Origin of the sequence: Paenibacillus sp. cl130 (assembly GCF_900116035.1) — a bacterium.
GTDB classification, from domain to species: domain Bacteria; phylum Bacillota; class Bacilli; order Paenibacillales; family Paenibacillaceae; genus Paenibacillus; species Paenibacillus polymyxa_B.
On record NZ_FOYG01000004.1, the window covers coordinates 354,069 to 370,526 of the forward strand.

Below are 16,458 nucleotides of genomic sequence, written 5' to 3' on the forward strand. Positions count from 1 at the left end.
GGATAAGGAAGTAGCAATAAACGAAAAGAAGCCTGTAAATCTCAAAAAATGCAGATTTACAGGCTTCTTACATTTTCCGAAGCTAGAGCTTACGGAATGAACATTCCTTCACGCGAAACTGCGTTTACGGATTAGCTTGCGGACATACTTCTGCTTAGTCAACCAGCCGTACTAGCGTTCTTCCTTGCGAGCGGGCTGCAAGGATGTCTTCGAGCGCGCTTGGCAGGTCAGCCAATCCGACTTCGCGCTCAACGAGCTGCTCCAGCCGCTCCGGCTTCCATTCGCTGCCGAGTCGCTTCCAGATCGCTACGCGGGTGTCGTATGGGCAGAAGACAGAGTCTATGCCCAGCAGACTTACGCCCCGCAAAATAAACGGCAGCACCGTCGTAGGCAGCTTGGTGCCTGCCGTCAGGCCGCTCACGGCTACAGAGCCATTGTAGGCGATTTGGCTGAGCAGCGAAGCGAGCGGCTTTCCGCCTACAGGATCAACAGCCGCTTGCCAAAGCTGCTTGCTCAGCGGGCGGATGCTCTCCGCACCGTCGTAGACCTCCTCGCGGGAAATGACCTCGGCTGCTCCGAGCGCCTTGAGGTAATCGTGAGCATCAGCCTTGCCACTGCTGGCTACGACATGATAGCCTCTCTTGTTCAGCAGGGCAATGGCTGCCCCGCCTACGCCGCCCGTCGCTCCGGTGACGAGTACCTTGCCCTGCTCCGGAGTAACGCCGTTTTGCTCCAGCCGATATAACGACAGGGCTGCGGTGAATCCAGCTGTCCCGAAAATCATCGCCTCTCTCGGCGTGAGTCCGTCTGGAAGTGGAACCACCCAGTCCGCAGGCACACGTGCATATTGGCTGAATCCCCCGAATTGAGACACACCCAGCCCGTATCCGGTAACGAGCACCGCTTGTCCTTCGCTAAAGCGGCTGTCCTCCGAAGAGACGACGGTCCCCGAGCAATCTATGCCTGGTACGAACGGATAGGCTTTGACAATATTGCCATCCTTGCGGGCAGCAAGCCCATCTTTATAATTGATGCTGGAATAAGCGACACGAATCAATACTTCTCCAGCAGGTAAACTGCTAGCTTCCAGAGAACGTACCTCTGCTTGAACTTCACCGTCCTGCGTCTGATCGACGACAAGAGCTTGAAATGATTGAGTCATCTGTAAAAGCCTCCTTTATTACCTTTTAACCCTATGAATGTCCTATATATTCCATCTTTAATTCACAAATTATGCTTAGGAAGCATACAACAATCTTCACAACCTGTCAGCGGCAATGCTCACAGGCTCGTATTCTATTATACTCTTTAGCTCATAATTACGTCGAAAAGACCAGATTCCTGGTATATTCTTTCAATATTCTGTTTCAATAAAGTTCGATAATCAATTATAAAGAGGGTGATAAATGAATTCTTACGCATTTTGCAAATCATTTTACGTAAACGGGATGTATTTTCAGAATGACTGTGCTAACATACCTTTTGATCGTTAAATAAATCTATGAAGAAAGGTGAATGAATGACAACCAGAGCACTAAAAAAAGGTTCGGTATTGTCCGAAGCTAAGGAACTGAATTTGTTCCGTTTAACATGGCCTATTTTCCTTGAATTGTTTCTGTTTATGCTAATGGGGAGCGTCGACACGTTCATGATCAGTTCTGTATCTGATAATGCAGTGTCGGGTGTGGGCGCGTCCAATCAAATTATTTCAATTGCCATCCTTGTACTGGAGGTTATCGGCAACGGCGCTGCTATCGTCGTAGCTCAATATATCGGTTCTAAGAAACTAGTCGAAGCGGCCCAGGTTACAGGTACGGCCATTACGTTGAATTTGATGGTAGGTCTTTTACTTAGCGTAATTTTTCTTGTATTTGGTACGCACATGTTGCAATGGCTGAATGTCCAGGGTGAGATTCTGGCTTACGCGGAGTCGTATATGAGCATCGTCGGGGGTGCCATTTTTCTTCAAGCATTGATTAATGCGCTGGCGGCGACCATTCGTACACATGGTTTTACCAAAGAAACGATGTATGTATCGGTTTTTATGAACGTGATCCACGTGGTCGGCAACTATGTTTTGATTTTTGGGCATTGGGGAATGCCTGCACTTGGAGTAGAGGGTGCTGCTATTTCTACAGTAGGTAGCCGCTTTATTTGTCTCTTGATCTTCTTCTGGCTGATGTACCGGGTCACTGAGGTTCGTGTCGAGTGGAAATATTACGTCCAACTGTCCAAAAAGTTCATCTCTAAAATATTGCGCATTGGTGTACCATCCGCGCTGGAGTCCATTATGTATCAGTCGTGTCAGCTCATCTTCACACTGTACGTGACTTATCTGGGCGCAGAAGCAATGGCGACACGTCAATATGCGAATAATATTTCAAGCTATATTTACTTGTTCAGTATGGCAGTCGGTATGGGTACGGCTATTGTGGTAGGAAGGCTCGTGGGAGCCAGACAGAAGGATACTGCCTATAAACGTGTACTGACCAGTGTGAAATGGGCGTTGCTCGTGACCGTGATTATTGATGCGGTGGTCATCTTTTTCCGTGTTCCCTTGCTTGGTTTGTTCACGGAAAACCCTGAAATTATTCGTTTGGGAGCACAGGTCATTTTACTTAGCATTCTGCTAGAAACTGGCCGGACAACGAATATCGTCATTATTAACTCGTTGCGTGCTGCTGGAGATGCGAAGTTCCCGGTCTTTATGGGTCTGATCTCCATGGTCTGCATGAGCTTGCCGCTTGGTTATCTGCTTGTGTTCAAGCTGGACATGGGGCTCGCTGGTGTGTGGCTGGCGATTGCTGCTGATGAATGGACTCGTGCTGTCATCATGTATGCCCGCTGGAAAAGCCGGTTATGGGAAAAGCATGCGCTGGTCGAGCACGATACACCAGATCAGTCTGCAACGCCCGTTCCTGCACACTGATCCGAGCAGTATTTATGGTTACGTGGAGGCAGTTCAAGAGAACATCTTGAGCTGCCTCTTTTTGCTGCTGAAGAACCATACTTCTACACGGTGGCACGATAGGCAACTTTGAAGTTCGACTTATATCATAATGGCATTCATAAATAGAAGTATGGTAAATTTACTAAAAAAAAGATATACTTTTGTTGCACTAACGCAGTACATGAAAGACAAGGAGTGTACCGATGAAGAAGCCGACGATTGAAGATGTTGCCCAGAAGGCAGGAGTGTCTAAAAGCACTGTCTCGCAATTTCTGAACAAACGATATAAATATATGAGCGACCAGACCAGAGACCGGATTGCCGAGGTTATTCAAGAGCTGAACTATCAGCCTAACGGGCTGGCCCGCAGCTTGAAGCAAAACCGGACGTTTATGGTCGGGGTCATTGTAGCCAACATTGACTATACCCTTTCGATCCAGTCCATCCGTGCGATTGAGGAGGAATTGCAGCGTTTTGGCATTCAGGTGATCATTTGCAACGCCGATGAAAACCCGGACAAGGAGGGCCAATATATTGATATGCTCAAGGCTCGGCAGGTGGACGGCCTGATCATCTTCCCGACAGGCAAGCATGCAGATATTTACAACCAGCTCATTCGTGAAAAGTATCCGTTAGTGTTTTTGGACCGTTTGGTAGATGGGGTAAATACGCGCAGCCTGCTGCTGGATAACGAAATGGCGATTAAGCTGGCGATTCAGGAACTTGTGGCTCACAAACATGAGCGAATTGCGCTGATTACTTTGCCCCTTGGCTTGAATCGGATTACTCCACGGGTGGAGCGGCTCAGCGGATACAAAAAGGCGCTGGAGGAGCATGGCTTGCCATTTCGAGAAGAGTACATGCGCAGTGTGCCGAGAGAAGAAATCCAGCAGACACTGAAGGAGTTGTTCCAGCTGCCAGAGCCGCCGACTGCGCTGTTGGCCGGGAATGATATTGTGTTAGCAGAGGCGCTGAAATATGTAAATGCCCGCCGTATACGCATTCCGGTAGAGTTGTCTATTATCGGGATTGACGATGCGGAGTTTGCCCATATTTACAATCCGCCGATTACGACTATTACGCAACCGATTGCGGATATGGGGAAGCAAGCGGCAAAGACGCTGCTGTCCAGCATTGAGGAGGGCGGCGAATCGGTTCCGATTATCTACCGATTTGTACCGGATATTAATCGGGGAGAATCCGTCAAAACGCTGTAGACGAGCAGTGTGTCATATATTATAAAAATAGCCCGTATTCCTTTGTACGATCTGAGTATGCGTATGCTGCTCAGATCGTACAAACGCGAATACGGGCTATTGGAAGTTAAGGCTGACTTTGGATTCGGCCTTGTTGAGCTTGCGCTAATAGCGGTGAAGGCTATGCGGGGAATAAAACCGGATTAATTCGTGCTGGCACTGAGCAAAAAGGATTCCAGCTCGGCTCGTGTCGGATAGCCGTCCATATCTCCAGCTGACATGACAGCCAGTGCGCCAAGGGCATTACCGCGTTTGACTGCCTCTGCCAGGGGCAAGCCCTCCAGTAGCGCACTGATAACGCCTGCGGCAAATCCGTCACCCGCGCCTACGGTATCAACGACATGCTCTACACGGAAGCGTTTGACGTATCCCTCAGCATCTGCGGATTTGTAATATGCACCTTCGGTTCCCAGCTTGATGATGACCAGCGAGGTACCTCGGTCAAGATAGAAGGAAGCGATATCCTCCGGTGAGGTGTAGCCTGTCAATATTTTACCTTCATGAATGCCGGGTAGAAGCCAGTCGCACCCCTCAGATGCTTCGTTAATCGCCTCCACCATCGTTTGCGTGTCAGGCCATAACTTGGGTCTGAGGTTCGGATCAAAGGATACGGTTTTGCCAGCCTTTTTCATAAATTGCCGCGCATGTCGTGCGAAATCACGGCACTCAGGGGAGAGGGCGACAGAAATACCTGTAAAATGCAGATGGCGAGCTCCGGAAAAGTAAGCCTCGTTAAAATCAGCGATGCTTAGTGTGGAGGCGGCGGAATGTTTGCGAAAGTATTCCACCTCTGGGTCCCCACTTGTAACTTTGGATTTAATCAGCATGCCGGTAGAGTGGTCTTTGGTAAACATGACGTTCTGGGTGTCGATCCCTTCTTGACGTAGCGCACTGGCAATGAACTTGCCGAACGCATCCTCGCCGAGTTTGGTCACGAGTCCCGCCCGTAGACCCAAACGCGCCAAACCGGCTGAAACATTCGTCTCTGCCCCGGCCAACGCTTTGGTGAATGAACGCACCTCATCCAGAGAGCCTGCTTCATTGGCATAAAACATGGCCATCGGTTCTCCGAAGGTAACAGCATCCAATGTTGCGGTCATTTGTATTCCTCCTTATGTTTAGTAAACTTAATCTGTAAGCGCATGCACCAACTGAATAAATTGAAATTATCACATAAATCGGTTTTTCACAATGATGAAGTTGATATATCTGCTAAAAACTTTTTGGGTAATATAGATAAAAAAATTCGATTCTGTTTATCAAAAGGTGAAAATCGTGTAAAACTTCGTGTGTATTAAGGGTTTTTCTAGGAATAGTGAAGTTTTGGGTTGACACCCTCTTAGATAATTATTACAATTCTAGCTAAGAAGTAGAGTTAGAAACCGCTTTTATAACAATTCCGTTGATAAAAAAGTTTATCTAAACAGGAGGAATGTTTTTATGGAAATGCGTTATTCAACTCATCCCGAACATGCCAAGCATTTTACGACTGAAGAGTTGCGTCAGCACTATCTGATCCAGGAACTGTTTGTACCTGAGGAGGTAAAGTTGGTCTATACGCATGAAGATCGTGTCATTATCGGGGGCATTTATCCCGTGAATAAATCTGTTGCACTGGAAGGTAACGATCAAATCAAAGCGGAAACTTTCCTGGAGCGCCGCGAACTGGGTATTTTTAATGTCGGGGGCAGCGGTACGGTCAAGGTGGACGGTGAAACTTACGAGCTGGCCACAAAAGACTGTCTCTACGTAGGTAAAGGTGGCAAGGAGTTGATCTTTGAAAGCGATTCCAGTGAAAAGCCTGCGAAATTTTATATCGTTTCAGCTTTGGCTCATACCACGTATCCGACGACAAAGCAGTCTTTTGCCGATGTACCGTCTGAAAGTCTGGGTTCGCAGGAAACAGCCAACAACCGTACGTTGCGTCGCTTTATCCATGATGAAGGCATTCAAAGTTGCCAATTGGTTATGGGGATGACGACGTTGGAGAACGGCAGTGTGTGGAACTCCATGCCGACACATGTTCATGACCGTCGTATGGAAGTGTATTTCTACTTTGAACTGGATGAGAATGCGAGAATGTTCCACCTGATGGGTGAACCGAACGAAACGCGCCATCTGGTGATGAAGAATGATGAAGCCGTTATTTCTCCACCTTGGTCTATCCACTGCGGTGCGGCTACGGGCAGCTATACCTTCATTTGGGGCATGGCCGGTGAAAATAAAACATACAAAGACATGGATCAGGTTGCCATGAGCGAGTTGCGTTAATCCGATCAGTGTATTGGAGCGTAGACCTGCAAGCGGCTGAGGTACATGGTCATCCCATTCGTGGAAAGGATCAGGAACATGACGAAAAAGAAAGTTTTGGAACATATCACTTCAGTAGGTGTCGTCGCAGTCATTCGGGGAAACACGGCGGAGGAAGCATATCTCATGTCTAAAGCCTGCATTGAAGGCGGCTTGGATAATATTGAGCTTACATTTACGACGCCGGATGCGGATCAGGTCATTCGAAGATTGAGAGACGAATTTAAAGATCGGGCAGTGATTGGTGCAGGAACAGTATTGGAGTCACTGACGGCGAGAATTGCTATTCTGGCCGGAGCAGAGTTTGTTGTGAGTCCTTCTTTTGAAGAAGAAACAGCGAAGCTATGCAATTTGTACGCGATTCCTTATATGCCCGGCTGTATGACGCTGAATGAGATTAAGGAAGCCATGAAATTGGGTAGCGATGTCGTGAAGTTGTTCCCAGGAAGTGCAATGGGAGCGGACTTTGTTAAGGCCGTCAGAGGTCCAATGCCTCATGTACAGATTATGCCAACCGGTGGCGTTGATCTGGACAATATGGAAACCTGGCTGCGTAATGGATGTGTAGCCGTGGGAATTGGGGGTAATTTGACGGCTCCAGCCAAGGAAGGTCGCTACGACTTGATCACAGAAAATGCAGCACGTTATGTAGCTAAATATAAGGAAGTACGCGCAGCGCTGTAGGCTTCAGGAAATATAGGTTTTTATACTAATTTGTGATGGAGGCGTAGACATGGGTCTGGACAATTTTTCATTGGATTTTTTCAGTCTAAAAGGTAAAACGGCGATTGTAACAGGAGGCAACAGTGGTTTGGGTCAAGGGTATTCCGTAGCTTTGGCCAAAGCGGGTGCAGACCTGTTCATTGTAGCTAACAATGATGATTATGAAGAAACAAGACGTCTGCTCGAACCTACAGGTGTGAAGGTTGTCTTTCATGAGGCGGATCTGACGCAAAAAGAATCCATTAAAAAAATTGTAGAAGAATGCGTCAATGAATTCGGTAAAATTGATATCCTTGTAAACAATGCAGGTACGATTCGTCGCGCCCCTCTGCTGGAGTATAAAGATGAGGATTGGGACGCTGTCATGGAGATCAACCTCAATGCCGTATATCATCTGAGCCAGGAAGTGGCAAAGGTAATGGTAGAGCAAAAAAGCGGGAAGATTATCAATGTCGCTTCTATGCTTGCTTTTCAGGGTGGCAAATTCGTTCCGCCGTATACAGCGAGCAAGCATGCGGTAGCTGGTTTGACCAAGGCATTTGCGAACGAGCTGGCGGTTCATAACGTTCAGATTAATGCGATTGCGCCGGGGTATATTGCTACGGCAAACACGGCTCCAATCCGTGCGGATGAAAGTCGCAATCAAGAAATCTTGTCGCGTATTCCTGCGGGTCGTTGGGGCGATCCGTCTGATTTGATGGGAGTTGTGGTTTTCCTCGCCAGTCAGGGTTCCGACTACATGAACGGTCATATCTTGGCGGTGGACGGCGGCTGGTTGGTACGTTAAGCAGCGCTGGTCGCATCGAAGTTTATGAACTGAAAGCTGCCTCCAAAGGAAACTATCCTTTCAGGCAGCTTTTATTTTTTCAATGAAGCTATATGGTGAACTTGAAGACTTGGGGCGCTGTGTCGATCCGTCCTATGCATATGGCACGAATGCCTTTATAATTTAATGAGATAAAAATTGCTAGGCTCCAGCCGTACACTTGGTTGGAGCCTTTGAGCATAACACAGACGGATTGGAGAATGGAGAGATGAGTTCACAGCAACACCAACGAGCTTTGGTATACAAATCTTTGTGGCATGCCGGTCCTTGGGTGCTTGCCGTAGGGATCATTCTGGTAGGTGCCAATCTGCGCGCCTCGATTACCTCGGTAGGACCTCTTATCGGTTTGATTAAGGATTCTTTGCATATTTCGAATACACTGAGTGGCCTATTAACGACATTGCCGCTGCTGGCTTTTGCCCTGTTGTCGCCTTTTGTAGCCAAACTGTCGCGCCGCTTCGGGTCGTCTCTTATTATTTTTGCAGCCTTGCTGCTGTTGACCGCAGGTATTGTGGTGCGCTCAACGCTGGGGGTGACCGCATTATTTGTCGGGACCGCCATGCTGGGACTGGCTATTGCCGTGTGTAATGTGTTGCTGCCCAGTCTGATCAAAGAGGAGTTTCCTCGCAACAGCGGACTGATGACCGGCGTATACTCAGTATCCATGAATGTGGTCGCAGCAACCGCATCTGGCCTGAGTATACCGCTGGCTATAAATGGAGGTATGGGCTGGCGAGGTGCTTTGGGAATATGGGGGATTGTGGGTGTCGTAGGTATTTTACTCTGGGTGCCCCAGCTCCTTAAGGCACGCAAAACAGCCAATAAAGCGGCAGTGTCTGCCCGAACCGTGAATGTATATACATCGTCTTTGGCTTGGAAGGTGACGCTGTTTATGGGGCTGCAATCTGCTCTGTTCTATGTTCCTGCCGCCTGGTTTCCAGAAATGATGAGCGGACAGGGAATGGATTCAGAGACTGCGGGATGGATGCTGTCTGTGCTGCAGTTTTCGCAAATGCCATTTACCTTTATTGTGCCTATTTGGGCGGCACGGGTGAAGGATCAGCGGGTATTGGTTCTGATTATGGCTGCGCTGTATTTTATCGGTCTGGGTGGATTTCTGCTTGGAGCTACACAGTGGAGTGTGATTTGGGTCATTTGTATCGGTATAGCGGGTGGTTTTGCTTTCCCGTTAGTGATGATGTTCTTTAATTTGCGGACGCGGACACCGCAGCAGGCAGCAGAGCTGTCTGGTATGGCGCAATCCTTTGGTTATTTGCTAGCAGCGACCGGGCCGACACTGTTCGGTTATTTGCATGATGCGACACAAGGCTGGACAATTCCGCTGCTGCTGCTCTTGTGCCTGAGTGTTCTGCTTATGTTTATAGGGCTAGGTGCAGCCAAGAAACGATATGTCGGAGGCGAGGTGGATGATCAGACTGCAATTTGATGCAGACGGTTACAGTGTGATCTGTAGTGCAGGTCGTGTTATGTTGTTGGCTAAAGAGTTTGCGCTGTTGCGCTTTCTGTACGATAACCGGAATCAGGTGTTCACCCGGGAACAACTGCTGGATCGTGTGTGGCCGCTGGAGTATCCGGTGGAGCGTACGGTGGATGATCATATCTACAGATTGCGCAAAAAACTTAAATCATGGGATGTGCTCCGTATTCATACGGTTAGAGGGTATGGCTACAGCTTGACCTTGACTGACGTGCAGCCACAGAATCATCCGTCCTTGCTCGATCAGGAGGTGCAGGACGCCGTACATGGACTATTCCGGAAATACCAGCTATTGGGGCAGGGGAATTCCATCGTAGCGCTGGCTGCCCAGCAGGAGCAGATGGGTTTTGAATTGTCTGTCTTTTATCAAATGTATACCCGTTTTGTACAGGCGGATGTTTCCTGGTTCTTGGAGCGGGAGGACTTTACACGCGCAGACCGATTGTATTGGATGCTGCTGCTATATATGTGCACAGCAGGGGTGACGGATGAGGGGCTTGCTCTATGTGAGTGTGCGCTTTCCAGCAGGCTGCTGTCCAGTGATCAGGAACGGGAATTACGCATTCTCAACATCCTGGAGGCTTATGTGGAAAATGGAAAACCTGAACGCGCACAGGAAGGTCTACCACTGACCTTGATGGTCATGGAGCGGGATGATCTCGATAAATTTGTGATGCCTGTTGCACTGATGGAGATGTACATGCATCTGGCTTCCAATCATATGGAAAAGGCTGCGGAACTGTCTGATCGTCTGGAAGGCATGCTGTCGGAAGCTCCGTATTTGCGCGAACTGGGCCGTTATCGCATGATGCGCGGACTTATGCTTTTACGTACTGGAGATGTGGGCAACGCCGAGCGGCTCATGGATGAAGGGCTGGGCACCCTTGATATGGCTAAACAGGAATTGCTAAAAATCAAAGCGATCTGCCAAATCCGCAGTTTTTTGAAGCTTTGCGGCTCCTATCCCATGCTGGAAGAGAAATATGCGGCTCAATATGATCGGCTTGACCGGGATAACAGTTTAACACTGCATCGTCCAGCGCTAAGGCGCTGGTTGGAACAAACACTTTCTGTCGTCTGATGTTTTTAGCTGTCTGATTTTCCTCTGATATAGACCCGCTAGAATGTTCTTATTGCTAAAGAAGCTGAAAATGAGAGCAGGGTGAGTAGATAATGAAGGAAAAGAAAGAACTGCAATCCACGCCTAGCATTTGGCGCAATGGCCGTTTTCGGCGGATGTTTGCAGCGCACACGGCTGCTTCCTTTGGCGATTGGTTTGATGCTATCGCCATTCAGGTGCTTGTTGCCTATCGCTGGGAAGCCGACCCTATGATGATTGCACTGATTCCGGTAGTGATGGCCCTACCGGGTCTGCTGCTGGGTTCCATCGCGGGCACGTTAGCCGACCGGGTACACAAGGCCAGGCTGATGATCGTCTGCGATGCAGCTATTGCCTTATTGACGCTGGCCATCCTCGCCGTCCCGGGCCCGGCGTGGCTGCTGCCTTTGCTTGGTCTGCGCGCGGCCGCTGGCGTATTCCAAATGCCTTCACAGCAAGGCTTGACCCGCACGGTAGTCACCAGCGACTACCTATTTCGGGCAACCTCGCTGAATGGGTTGGTCAATCAGGCCTCCAAAGTGGCAGGGCCATTACTGGGCGCTATGACCTTGACTGTGTTGTCCCCCCAGGCATGCATTATTCTCAATGCATTGCTGCGTCTCTGTTCCGGCCTGCTGCTGTGGCCGCTGCGCGGAATCGGTCCGGCGCTGGTCAGCGCAGACCAACAAGCTGTTGCAGCCGAGAAGCAAGGAAAGTCGGCTGCGCATACAGCGCCTGAGGCTGATGAAGCTAAAATGCGGGAGGAGCATGTCCGCGCATCTCGTTTTTTCAACCAATGGCGTGAGGGCTGGGCGTTCTTATGGCGCAGTCGAATGCTTTTGCATACGCTCATATTCGGACTTTTCGGCTTAATCGCCATTCTCATGATCGACTACCAGTTCCCTACATTGCTGCGAGTGCTCGCTCCAGGTAATGAATCGCTGCTTGGCTGGCTGGTTTCAGCCATTGGGGCTGGCGCCGTCGGCTGCATGCTTGTGCTTAATCGCTTGAATCGCATAAGCGCAGGCTGGGGGCTCGGTGGTGGATATGTGCTGGTTGGCGGAGCTATTGCTGCTTTAGGCTGGGCGCAACCTGGAACTGGATTGCCTGTACTGCTTATGATCGGGGCTGTGCTGGGCGTGGGCAACGGCCTGTACATTATCACCCAGAACTATATATTACAAGCCAAAACCCCTGCTGATATGGTAGGACGCGTCTTTGGTATCCAAAGTACCGTGATTGGAGCAATCATGGTCGTTTCACCGCTTGCCGGAGGAGTATTGATCCGAATAGCAGGGGCGGGCACGGCTTTTGTCTGGATCGGAATGACTGTTGGAATCCTGGGTTTGACGGGACTGTTGCTTCAATCTGTAATTTGGCGCGAGTCCCTCGCCGATTCTAGCCTGACTACGGAGCAAAATGCAGACCTTGCGTAGTAGATCTTGCGCAATAATTTGCTTTGATTTTCGTCATTTATATTTTTAGCATGGGAGAGATCATGATGACTCAACAAACTTCATCCTCAGAGCCTGTGGCACGGTTACTTGAAGGATCACGGGTATACTTGCGTCCCGTTAACGTAGAGGACACCGAGCTATACTATAATACATTGTTCGATCAGGATGTGAGGCGGCTGACAGGCACACAACGCAGCTTTACCAAGGATCAAATTGCCCGTTATATTGAAGCTAAAGGACAGGAAGCCTCAAGCCTGCTTCTGTTGATTGCGCTTCGCGAAGATGATCGTGTCATTGGGGATATAGCCCTGCAGGATATGGACAGCTTGAACCGCAGCGCCAACATCCGTATTGCAATCAATGAGCAGGGAAATCAGGGGAAAGGCTACGGCACCGAAGCGCTTGTACTCATGCTGGGTTACGGATTTGGTATCTGTAATCTGCATCGGATTGAGCTGAATGTATTTGATTTTAATGAACGTGCCATTCGTTGCTATGAAAAAGTAGGCTTTCAGCGTGAAGGTGTACAACGGGATGCTTTATTCTACAATCATGAATACCATGATTCGATTCTGATGAGTATGCTGGACCACGAATACCGCGACCGCTATGTGAAAAAAGCAGAAAGTTAATTCAACACGTTTACACGGGTTTACAGAAGAGATATAATTAAAGGATAAAGTTGCTTGTTTGCGCAGGTATGACCGACAACATCAAATGAATATATGAATTACCGGAGGAGCCTGTCACCAAGGCTCCTTTATGTCTTTTTTAGGGGAACCTGTGCTGTATCTCGGGTTCCCCTTTTTATTTTGCGAGTTGTCCGTTAAGGTCAGACACATATTTTGCACGTTTGTTTAGCATTTTATGATTCAGGATTTTGCAAAATTCGATTCCAGTCGCTCCGAAGTGCAAGATATAGACGAACTAAACCATTTCGATCTATATCTTGTTCATTGGAAGTCGCTTATGGGATTTTTGCAAAATCCTCGATTATCAGTTTTCTTCAATATCGTGAATTATGCGCATATAAGTTCAAGGATTAAACCAAAGGAGGTTATCAGCCTATGCAATTTATACTATATCTTCTGCTGATTCTACTGTTTACAAAAGTCGCGGGTCATTTGTCTGTCAAGCTCGGTCAACCAGCGGTGTTGGGAAAGCTGATCGCAGGAATTGTCCTGGGTCCAGCCGTATTGGGATGGGTTCAGAATGATTCGCTGATTCATAATATGTCTGAAATCGGCGTGCTGCTGCTGATGTTCATTGCTGGACTGGAGACGGACCTGGATCAACTTCGACGTAACTGGAAGCCTGCGGTAGCTGTGGCGGTTGGAGGTATTATTTTACCGCTAATTTGCGGTTTTGGTGTAGGGGAAGCCTTTGGATTCTCGGTGCATGAAGGCTGGTTTCTAGGAATTATTCTGAGTGCTACCTCTGTAAGCATTACGGTACAGGTACTCAAGGATATAAATAAGCTGAATACCCGGGAAGGCTCGACCATTTTGGGTGCGGCAGTGCTGGATGATGTGCTTGTCGTGGTGCTACTAGCGGTAGTAATGAGTATATTCGGTATGGGTGGAGAAACTTCGCTGGGGCTTCTTGTTGGCAAAAAGCTAGTTTTCTTCGTAGTAGCTATTCTGGGTGGCTGGTTCGTTGTTCCGTGGATTATGAAAATACTTGCTCCACTCAAGGTGACTGAAGCAGTCATCACGACTGCGTTGATTATTTGCTTTGGGTTTGCGTATTTTGCGGATATGTTGGGGATGGCAGGTATTATCGGGGCTTTTGCGGCCGGGATTGCCATTGCACAAACCAGCTTTAAGCACGTCGTAGAAGAAAAGGTGGAGCCCATCGCTTATTCCATCTTTGTTCCTGTATTTTTTGTCAGCATCGGATTAAATGTTTCCTTTGAGGGAGTAGGGCAGCAGCTCGGATTTGTTGTTGTTTTGACACTGATTGCGCTGGTGACAAAGCTAATCGGGGGAGGTCTCGGGGCGCGGCTGACGGGCTTCGATAACCGTTCTGCCCTTGCGATCGGCTCCGGGATGATATCTCGCGGCGAGGTCGCACTTATTATTGCAGCTACCGGTCTACAGACGGGTCTGTTGGCACAGCAATATTTTACATCGGTGATCATTGCCATCATTCTGACGACCTTGGCTTCGCCTCCGATTCTCAAGCTGTGTTTTAGCAATAAAAGGGAGACTTCCGCTCACGATATAGAAAAGAAGGTCAGCACTGACAAGTCATAACGAGAGTATCAACAGGTCATAACAAAAAGACCCTTCGGGTTCAGCTTCTCATAGCGTGCATGGAAAGTCTGATTTAGAGTAAAGCGGACTTTCCATGCAGCATAAGAAAATGGGCGAAGGGTCTCTTTTATGCTATAAACGCTGCAAGAATAGAAAAATTAAGACTCGGACACCACTGTGAAACGTTGGTTTAGATGTTGCGGTTTTTCGATTTCGTCCACTACGGCAACTGCATAATCTTCATAGCTGACATAGCTTGCACCTTTGGAATTAACCAACAGCGTTTCTTTTCCCACTTGGTAAGAGCCTGTACGTTTACCCAGAGCAAATTCCGCAGAAGGACTAATGAAAGTCCAGTTCAGATCGCTAGTACCACGCAGAATTTCCAGGTTTTTTCCTTGGTTATTTGCTGTTGGATATACGAAATCAGGGAAGCCAGGAGCATCTTTTACCAAAAGTGTTTGGGATTCGTCAGTGAACAAGCTGCCTGCACCACCTACGACAATTAGGCGAGTACCGGATACATTACGCAGGGCTTCAATCAGTACGTTACCTGCATCGACATGCAGATGCTCTTGTCCGAGTGGAGCGGCAAAAGCATTAACGACTACGTCAAAACCTTTCAGATCATCTGTTTTCAGATCAAAAACGTCTTTTTGTACTACAGTAGCACGGCTTTCCGTTACTTTAGCCAAGTCACGGACGATGGCGGTTACTTCATGTCCTCTGTCTAATGCTTCTTTTACGATATTACTTCCTGCTTTACCGGTTGCACCAATAACTGCAATTTTCATAATAGATAGCCTCCTATAAATATGATTTGGATGATTCATCAGTTTGATCGTAAATGTACCTGGTACATTTAAGAACTTTAACATGTAACTATTATAGTTACAATATAAAATAAAAGTCAAGCTCTTCTGTTGGGCAAACTAAAGTCCTCCGATTGGAAAGAGAGGAACTCGTTTAAATATATAAGGTGAAACTGAATGAGCAAACTTAAGCCATATTGGATATATGTAGAGCACAGATAAGAAAGGAAGAGTGAAACGATATGAGTAAAAAAGTACAGCTTGAACCCGCAGCGCAGAAATTTGCAGACGACAATGCCAAGCCTCCGTTTCTATATGATTTGGGTCCTGAAAAAGGACGTGAAACGGTCAATGAGGTTCAATCCGGTCCAGCAGACAAACCCGCCGCAGATGTAGAAGATCTGTCTATTCCAGGTGGGCCTGGCGGTGAGGTGAAGGTCAGAATTGTTCGTCCACAACAGGTGACAAGCGATCTCCCGGTCATTGTATATATTCATGGAGCAGGCTGGGTATTCGGTAATGCCCATACGCATGATCGTCTGATTCGTGAATTGGCAGTCGGCTCACAGGCAGCAGTTGTATTCCCGGAATACAGCTTGTCACCTGAAGCTAAATATCCGACGGCAATTGAGGAAATTTACGCGGTCGTTCAATGGGTGGCGCAGCATGGGCGCGAGCATGGATTGAAGCCCGATACGCTGACGATAGCCGGAGACAGTGTCGGCGGTAACATGACCGCGGCCATAACGCTGCTGGCCAAAGAACGCAGTGGTCCTTCCATCCTGCAGCAGTTGTTATTTTATCCGGTGACGGACGCTTCCTTTGACACGGAATCATACCAGGAGTTCGCCACAGGATATTTCCTGAGCCGCGAAGGAATGCAATGGTTTTGGGATCAATATACGACGGATCCCAACGAACGAGCGCAGATCACGGCGTCCCCGTTACGTGCCACCACAGAACAGCTCAAAGGGCTACCACGTGCGCTGGTCATTACAGGCGAGGCCGATGTGCTGCGCGATGAAGGTGAGGCCTATGCGAACAAGCTGCGTGAAGCAGGGGTAGATGTAACCGCTGCACGCTTTCAGGGCATCATCCACGACTTTGTGATGCTGAACCCATTGTCGGAAACAGCAGCCAAGCGCGGTGCGATCATGCTCGCTACCTCATGGCTGCGCCGAGGGTTTGAAGGCTAGTACACTATAGAGCATTTTAAGGGTGCCGTCGTGTGATTTGATCCAGTTTTTTGAACGATTAGGCTGTCTTCTTCCT

General features: G+C 48.4%; 15 protein-coding genes. 12 read left to right on the forward strand and 3 right to left on the reverse strand.

All coding sequences use genetic code 11. The annotated features are described in order from the left end of the window. Positions 1 to 154 precede the first annotated feature (154 nt). Positions 155 to 1,162, reverse strand: a complete 1,008-nt coding sequence (locus BM358_RS13950) for an acrylyl-CoA reductase family protein (protein ID WP_028540801.1) — start codon at positions 1,160 to 1,162, stop codon at positions 155 to 157. A 357-nt stretch (positions 1,163 to 1,519) separates the two neighbouring features. On the opposite strand from BM358_RS13950, the gene BM358_RS13955 reads away from it, so the two are divergent. The 3 genes from BM358_RS13955 to BM358_RS26505 all read left to right on the forward strand — a co-directional run bounded on the left by BM358_RS13955 (position 1,520) and on the right by BM358_RS26505 (position 4,353). Next, entirely contained in the window at positions 1,520 to 2,929 is a 1,410-nt protein-coding gene (locus BM358_RS13955) for an MATE family efflux transporter (protein ID WP_023990870.1), read from the forward strand. Between the two features lie 224 nt (positions 2,930 to 3,153). Then, the gene (locus tag BM358_RS13960) at positions 3,154 to 4,167 is read left to right on the forward strand and encodes a LacI family DNA-binding transcriptional regulator (RefSeq protein ID WP_028540800.1); all 1,014 of its coding nucleotides are present in this window, start codon (positions 3,154 to 3,156) and stop codon (positions 4,165 to 4,167) included. A gap of 9 nt (positions 4,168 to 4,176) precedes the next feature. After that, complete coding sequence (locus BM358_RS26505; protein ID WP_023990868.1) at positions 4,177 to 4,353, forward strand: hypothetical protein; 177 nt, start codon at positions 4,177 to 4,179, stop codon at positions 4,351 to 4,353. Here BM358_RS26505 and BM358_RS13965 read toward each other — a convergent pair. Continuing rightward, entirely contained in the window at positions 4,350 to 5,306 is a 957-nt protein-coding gene (locus BM358_RS13965) for a sugar kinase (protein WP_028540799.1), read from the reverse strand. The genes BM358_RS26505 and BM358_RS13965 overlap by 4 nt on opposite strands. 340 nt (positions 5,307 to 5,646) lie before the next feature. On the opposite strand from BM358_RS13965, the gene kduI reads away from it, so the two are divergent. The 8 genes from kduI (at position 5,647) to BM358_RS14005 (ending at position 14,374) form a co-directional block, all read left to right on the forward strand. Continuing rightward, on the forward strand, positions 5,647 to 6,477 hold the full coding sequence (gene kduI, locus BM358_RS13970) for a 5-dehydro-4-deoxy-D-glucuronate isomerase (protein WP_023990866.1): 831 nt from the start codon (positions 5,647 to 5,649) through the stop codon (positions 6,475 to 6,477). A 78-nt stretch (positions 6,478 to 6,555) separates the two neighbouring features. Beyond that, positions 6,556 to 7,200, forward strand: a complete 645-nt coding sequence (locus tag BM358_RS13975) for a bifunctional 2-keto-4-hydroxyglutarate aldolase/2-keto-3-deoxy-6-phosphogluconate aldolase (protein WP_025683172.1) — start codon at positions 6,556 to 6,558, stop codon at positions 7,198 to 7,200. 49 nt (positions 7,201 to 7,249) lie between these two features. Beyond that, the gene (gene kduD, locus BM358_RS13980; protein ID WP_028540798.1) at positions 7,250 to 8,026 is read left to right on the forward strand and encodes a 2-dehydro-3-deoxy-D-gluconate 5-dehydrogenase KduD; all 777 of its coding nucleotides are present in this window, start codon (positions 7,250 to 7,252) and stop codon (positions 8,024 to 8,026) included. A gap of 247 nt (positions 8,027 to 8,273) precedes the next feature. Continuing rightward, positions 8,274 to 9,512, forward strand: a complete 1,239-nt coding sequence (locus BM358_RS13985; RefSeq protein WP_025721977.1) for a CynX/NimT family MFS transporter — start codon at positions 8,274 to 8,276, stop codon at positions 9,510 to 9,512. Next, the gene (locus BM358_RS13990) at positions 9,493 to 10,644 is read left to right on the forward strand and encodes a winged helix-turn-helix domain-containing protein (RefSeq protein WP_028540797.1); all 1,152 of its coding nucleotides are present in this window, start codon (positions 9,493 to 9,495) and stop codon (positions 10,642 to 10,644) included. Before BM358_RS13985 ends, BM358_RS13990 begins: the two co-directional genes overlap by 20 nt. A gap of 92 nt (positions 10,645 to 10,736) precedes the next feature. Further along, a complete protein-coding gene (locus BM358_RS13995) occupies positions 10,737 to 12,098 on the forward strand; it encodes an MFS transporter (protein WP_028540796.1) in 1,362 nt (453 codons plus the stop codon). A 62-nt stretch (positions 12,099 to 12,160) separates the two neighbouring features. Continuing rightward, positions 12,161 to 12,751 carry a GNAT family N-acetyltransferase gene (locus BM358_RS14000; RefSeq protein WP_034095118.1) on the forward strand — a complete coding sequence of 197 codons (591 nt, stop codon included), beginning with the start codon at positions 12,161 to 12,163 and terminating at the stop codon, positions 12,749 to 12,751. A 435-nt stretch (positions 12,752 to 13,186) separates the two neighbouring features. Then, positions 13,187 to 14,374, forward strand: a complete 1,188-nt coding sequence (locus tag BM358_RS14005; RefSeq protein ID WP_028540795.1) for a cation:proton antiporter — start codon at positions 13,187 to 13,189, stop codon at positions 14,372 to 14,374. Positions 14,375 to 14,532: 158 nt separating this feature from the next. Here BM358_RS14005 and BM358_RS14010 read toward each other — a convergent pair whose 3' ends face one another. Then, a complete protein-coding gene (locus tag BM358_RS14010; RefSeq protein WP_028540794.1) occupies positions 14,533 to 15,168 on the reverse strand; it encodes an NAD(P)-dependent oxidoreductase in 636 nt (211 codons plus the stop codon). Between the two features lie 260 nt (positions 15,169 to 15,428). Here BM358_RS14010 and BM358_RS14015 point away from each other — a divergent pair, with 260 nt between their 5' ends. Continuing rightward, positions 15,429 to 16,382: an alpha/beta hydrolase gene (locus tag BM358_RS14015; RefSeq protein ID WP_028540793.1), complete on the forward strand. Its 954-nt coding sequence runs from the start codon at positions 15,429 to 15,431 to the stop codon at positions 16,380 to 16,382. Positions 16,383 to 16,458: the final 76 nt, after the last annotated feature.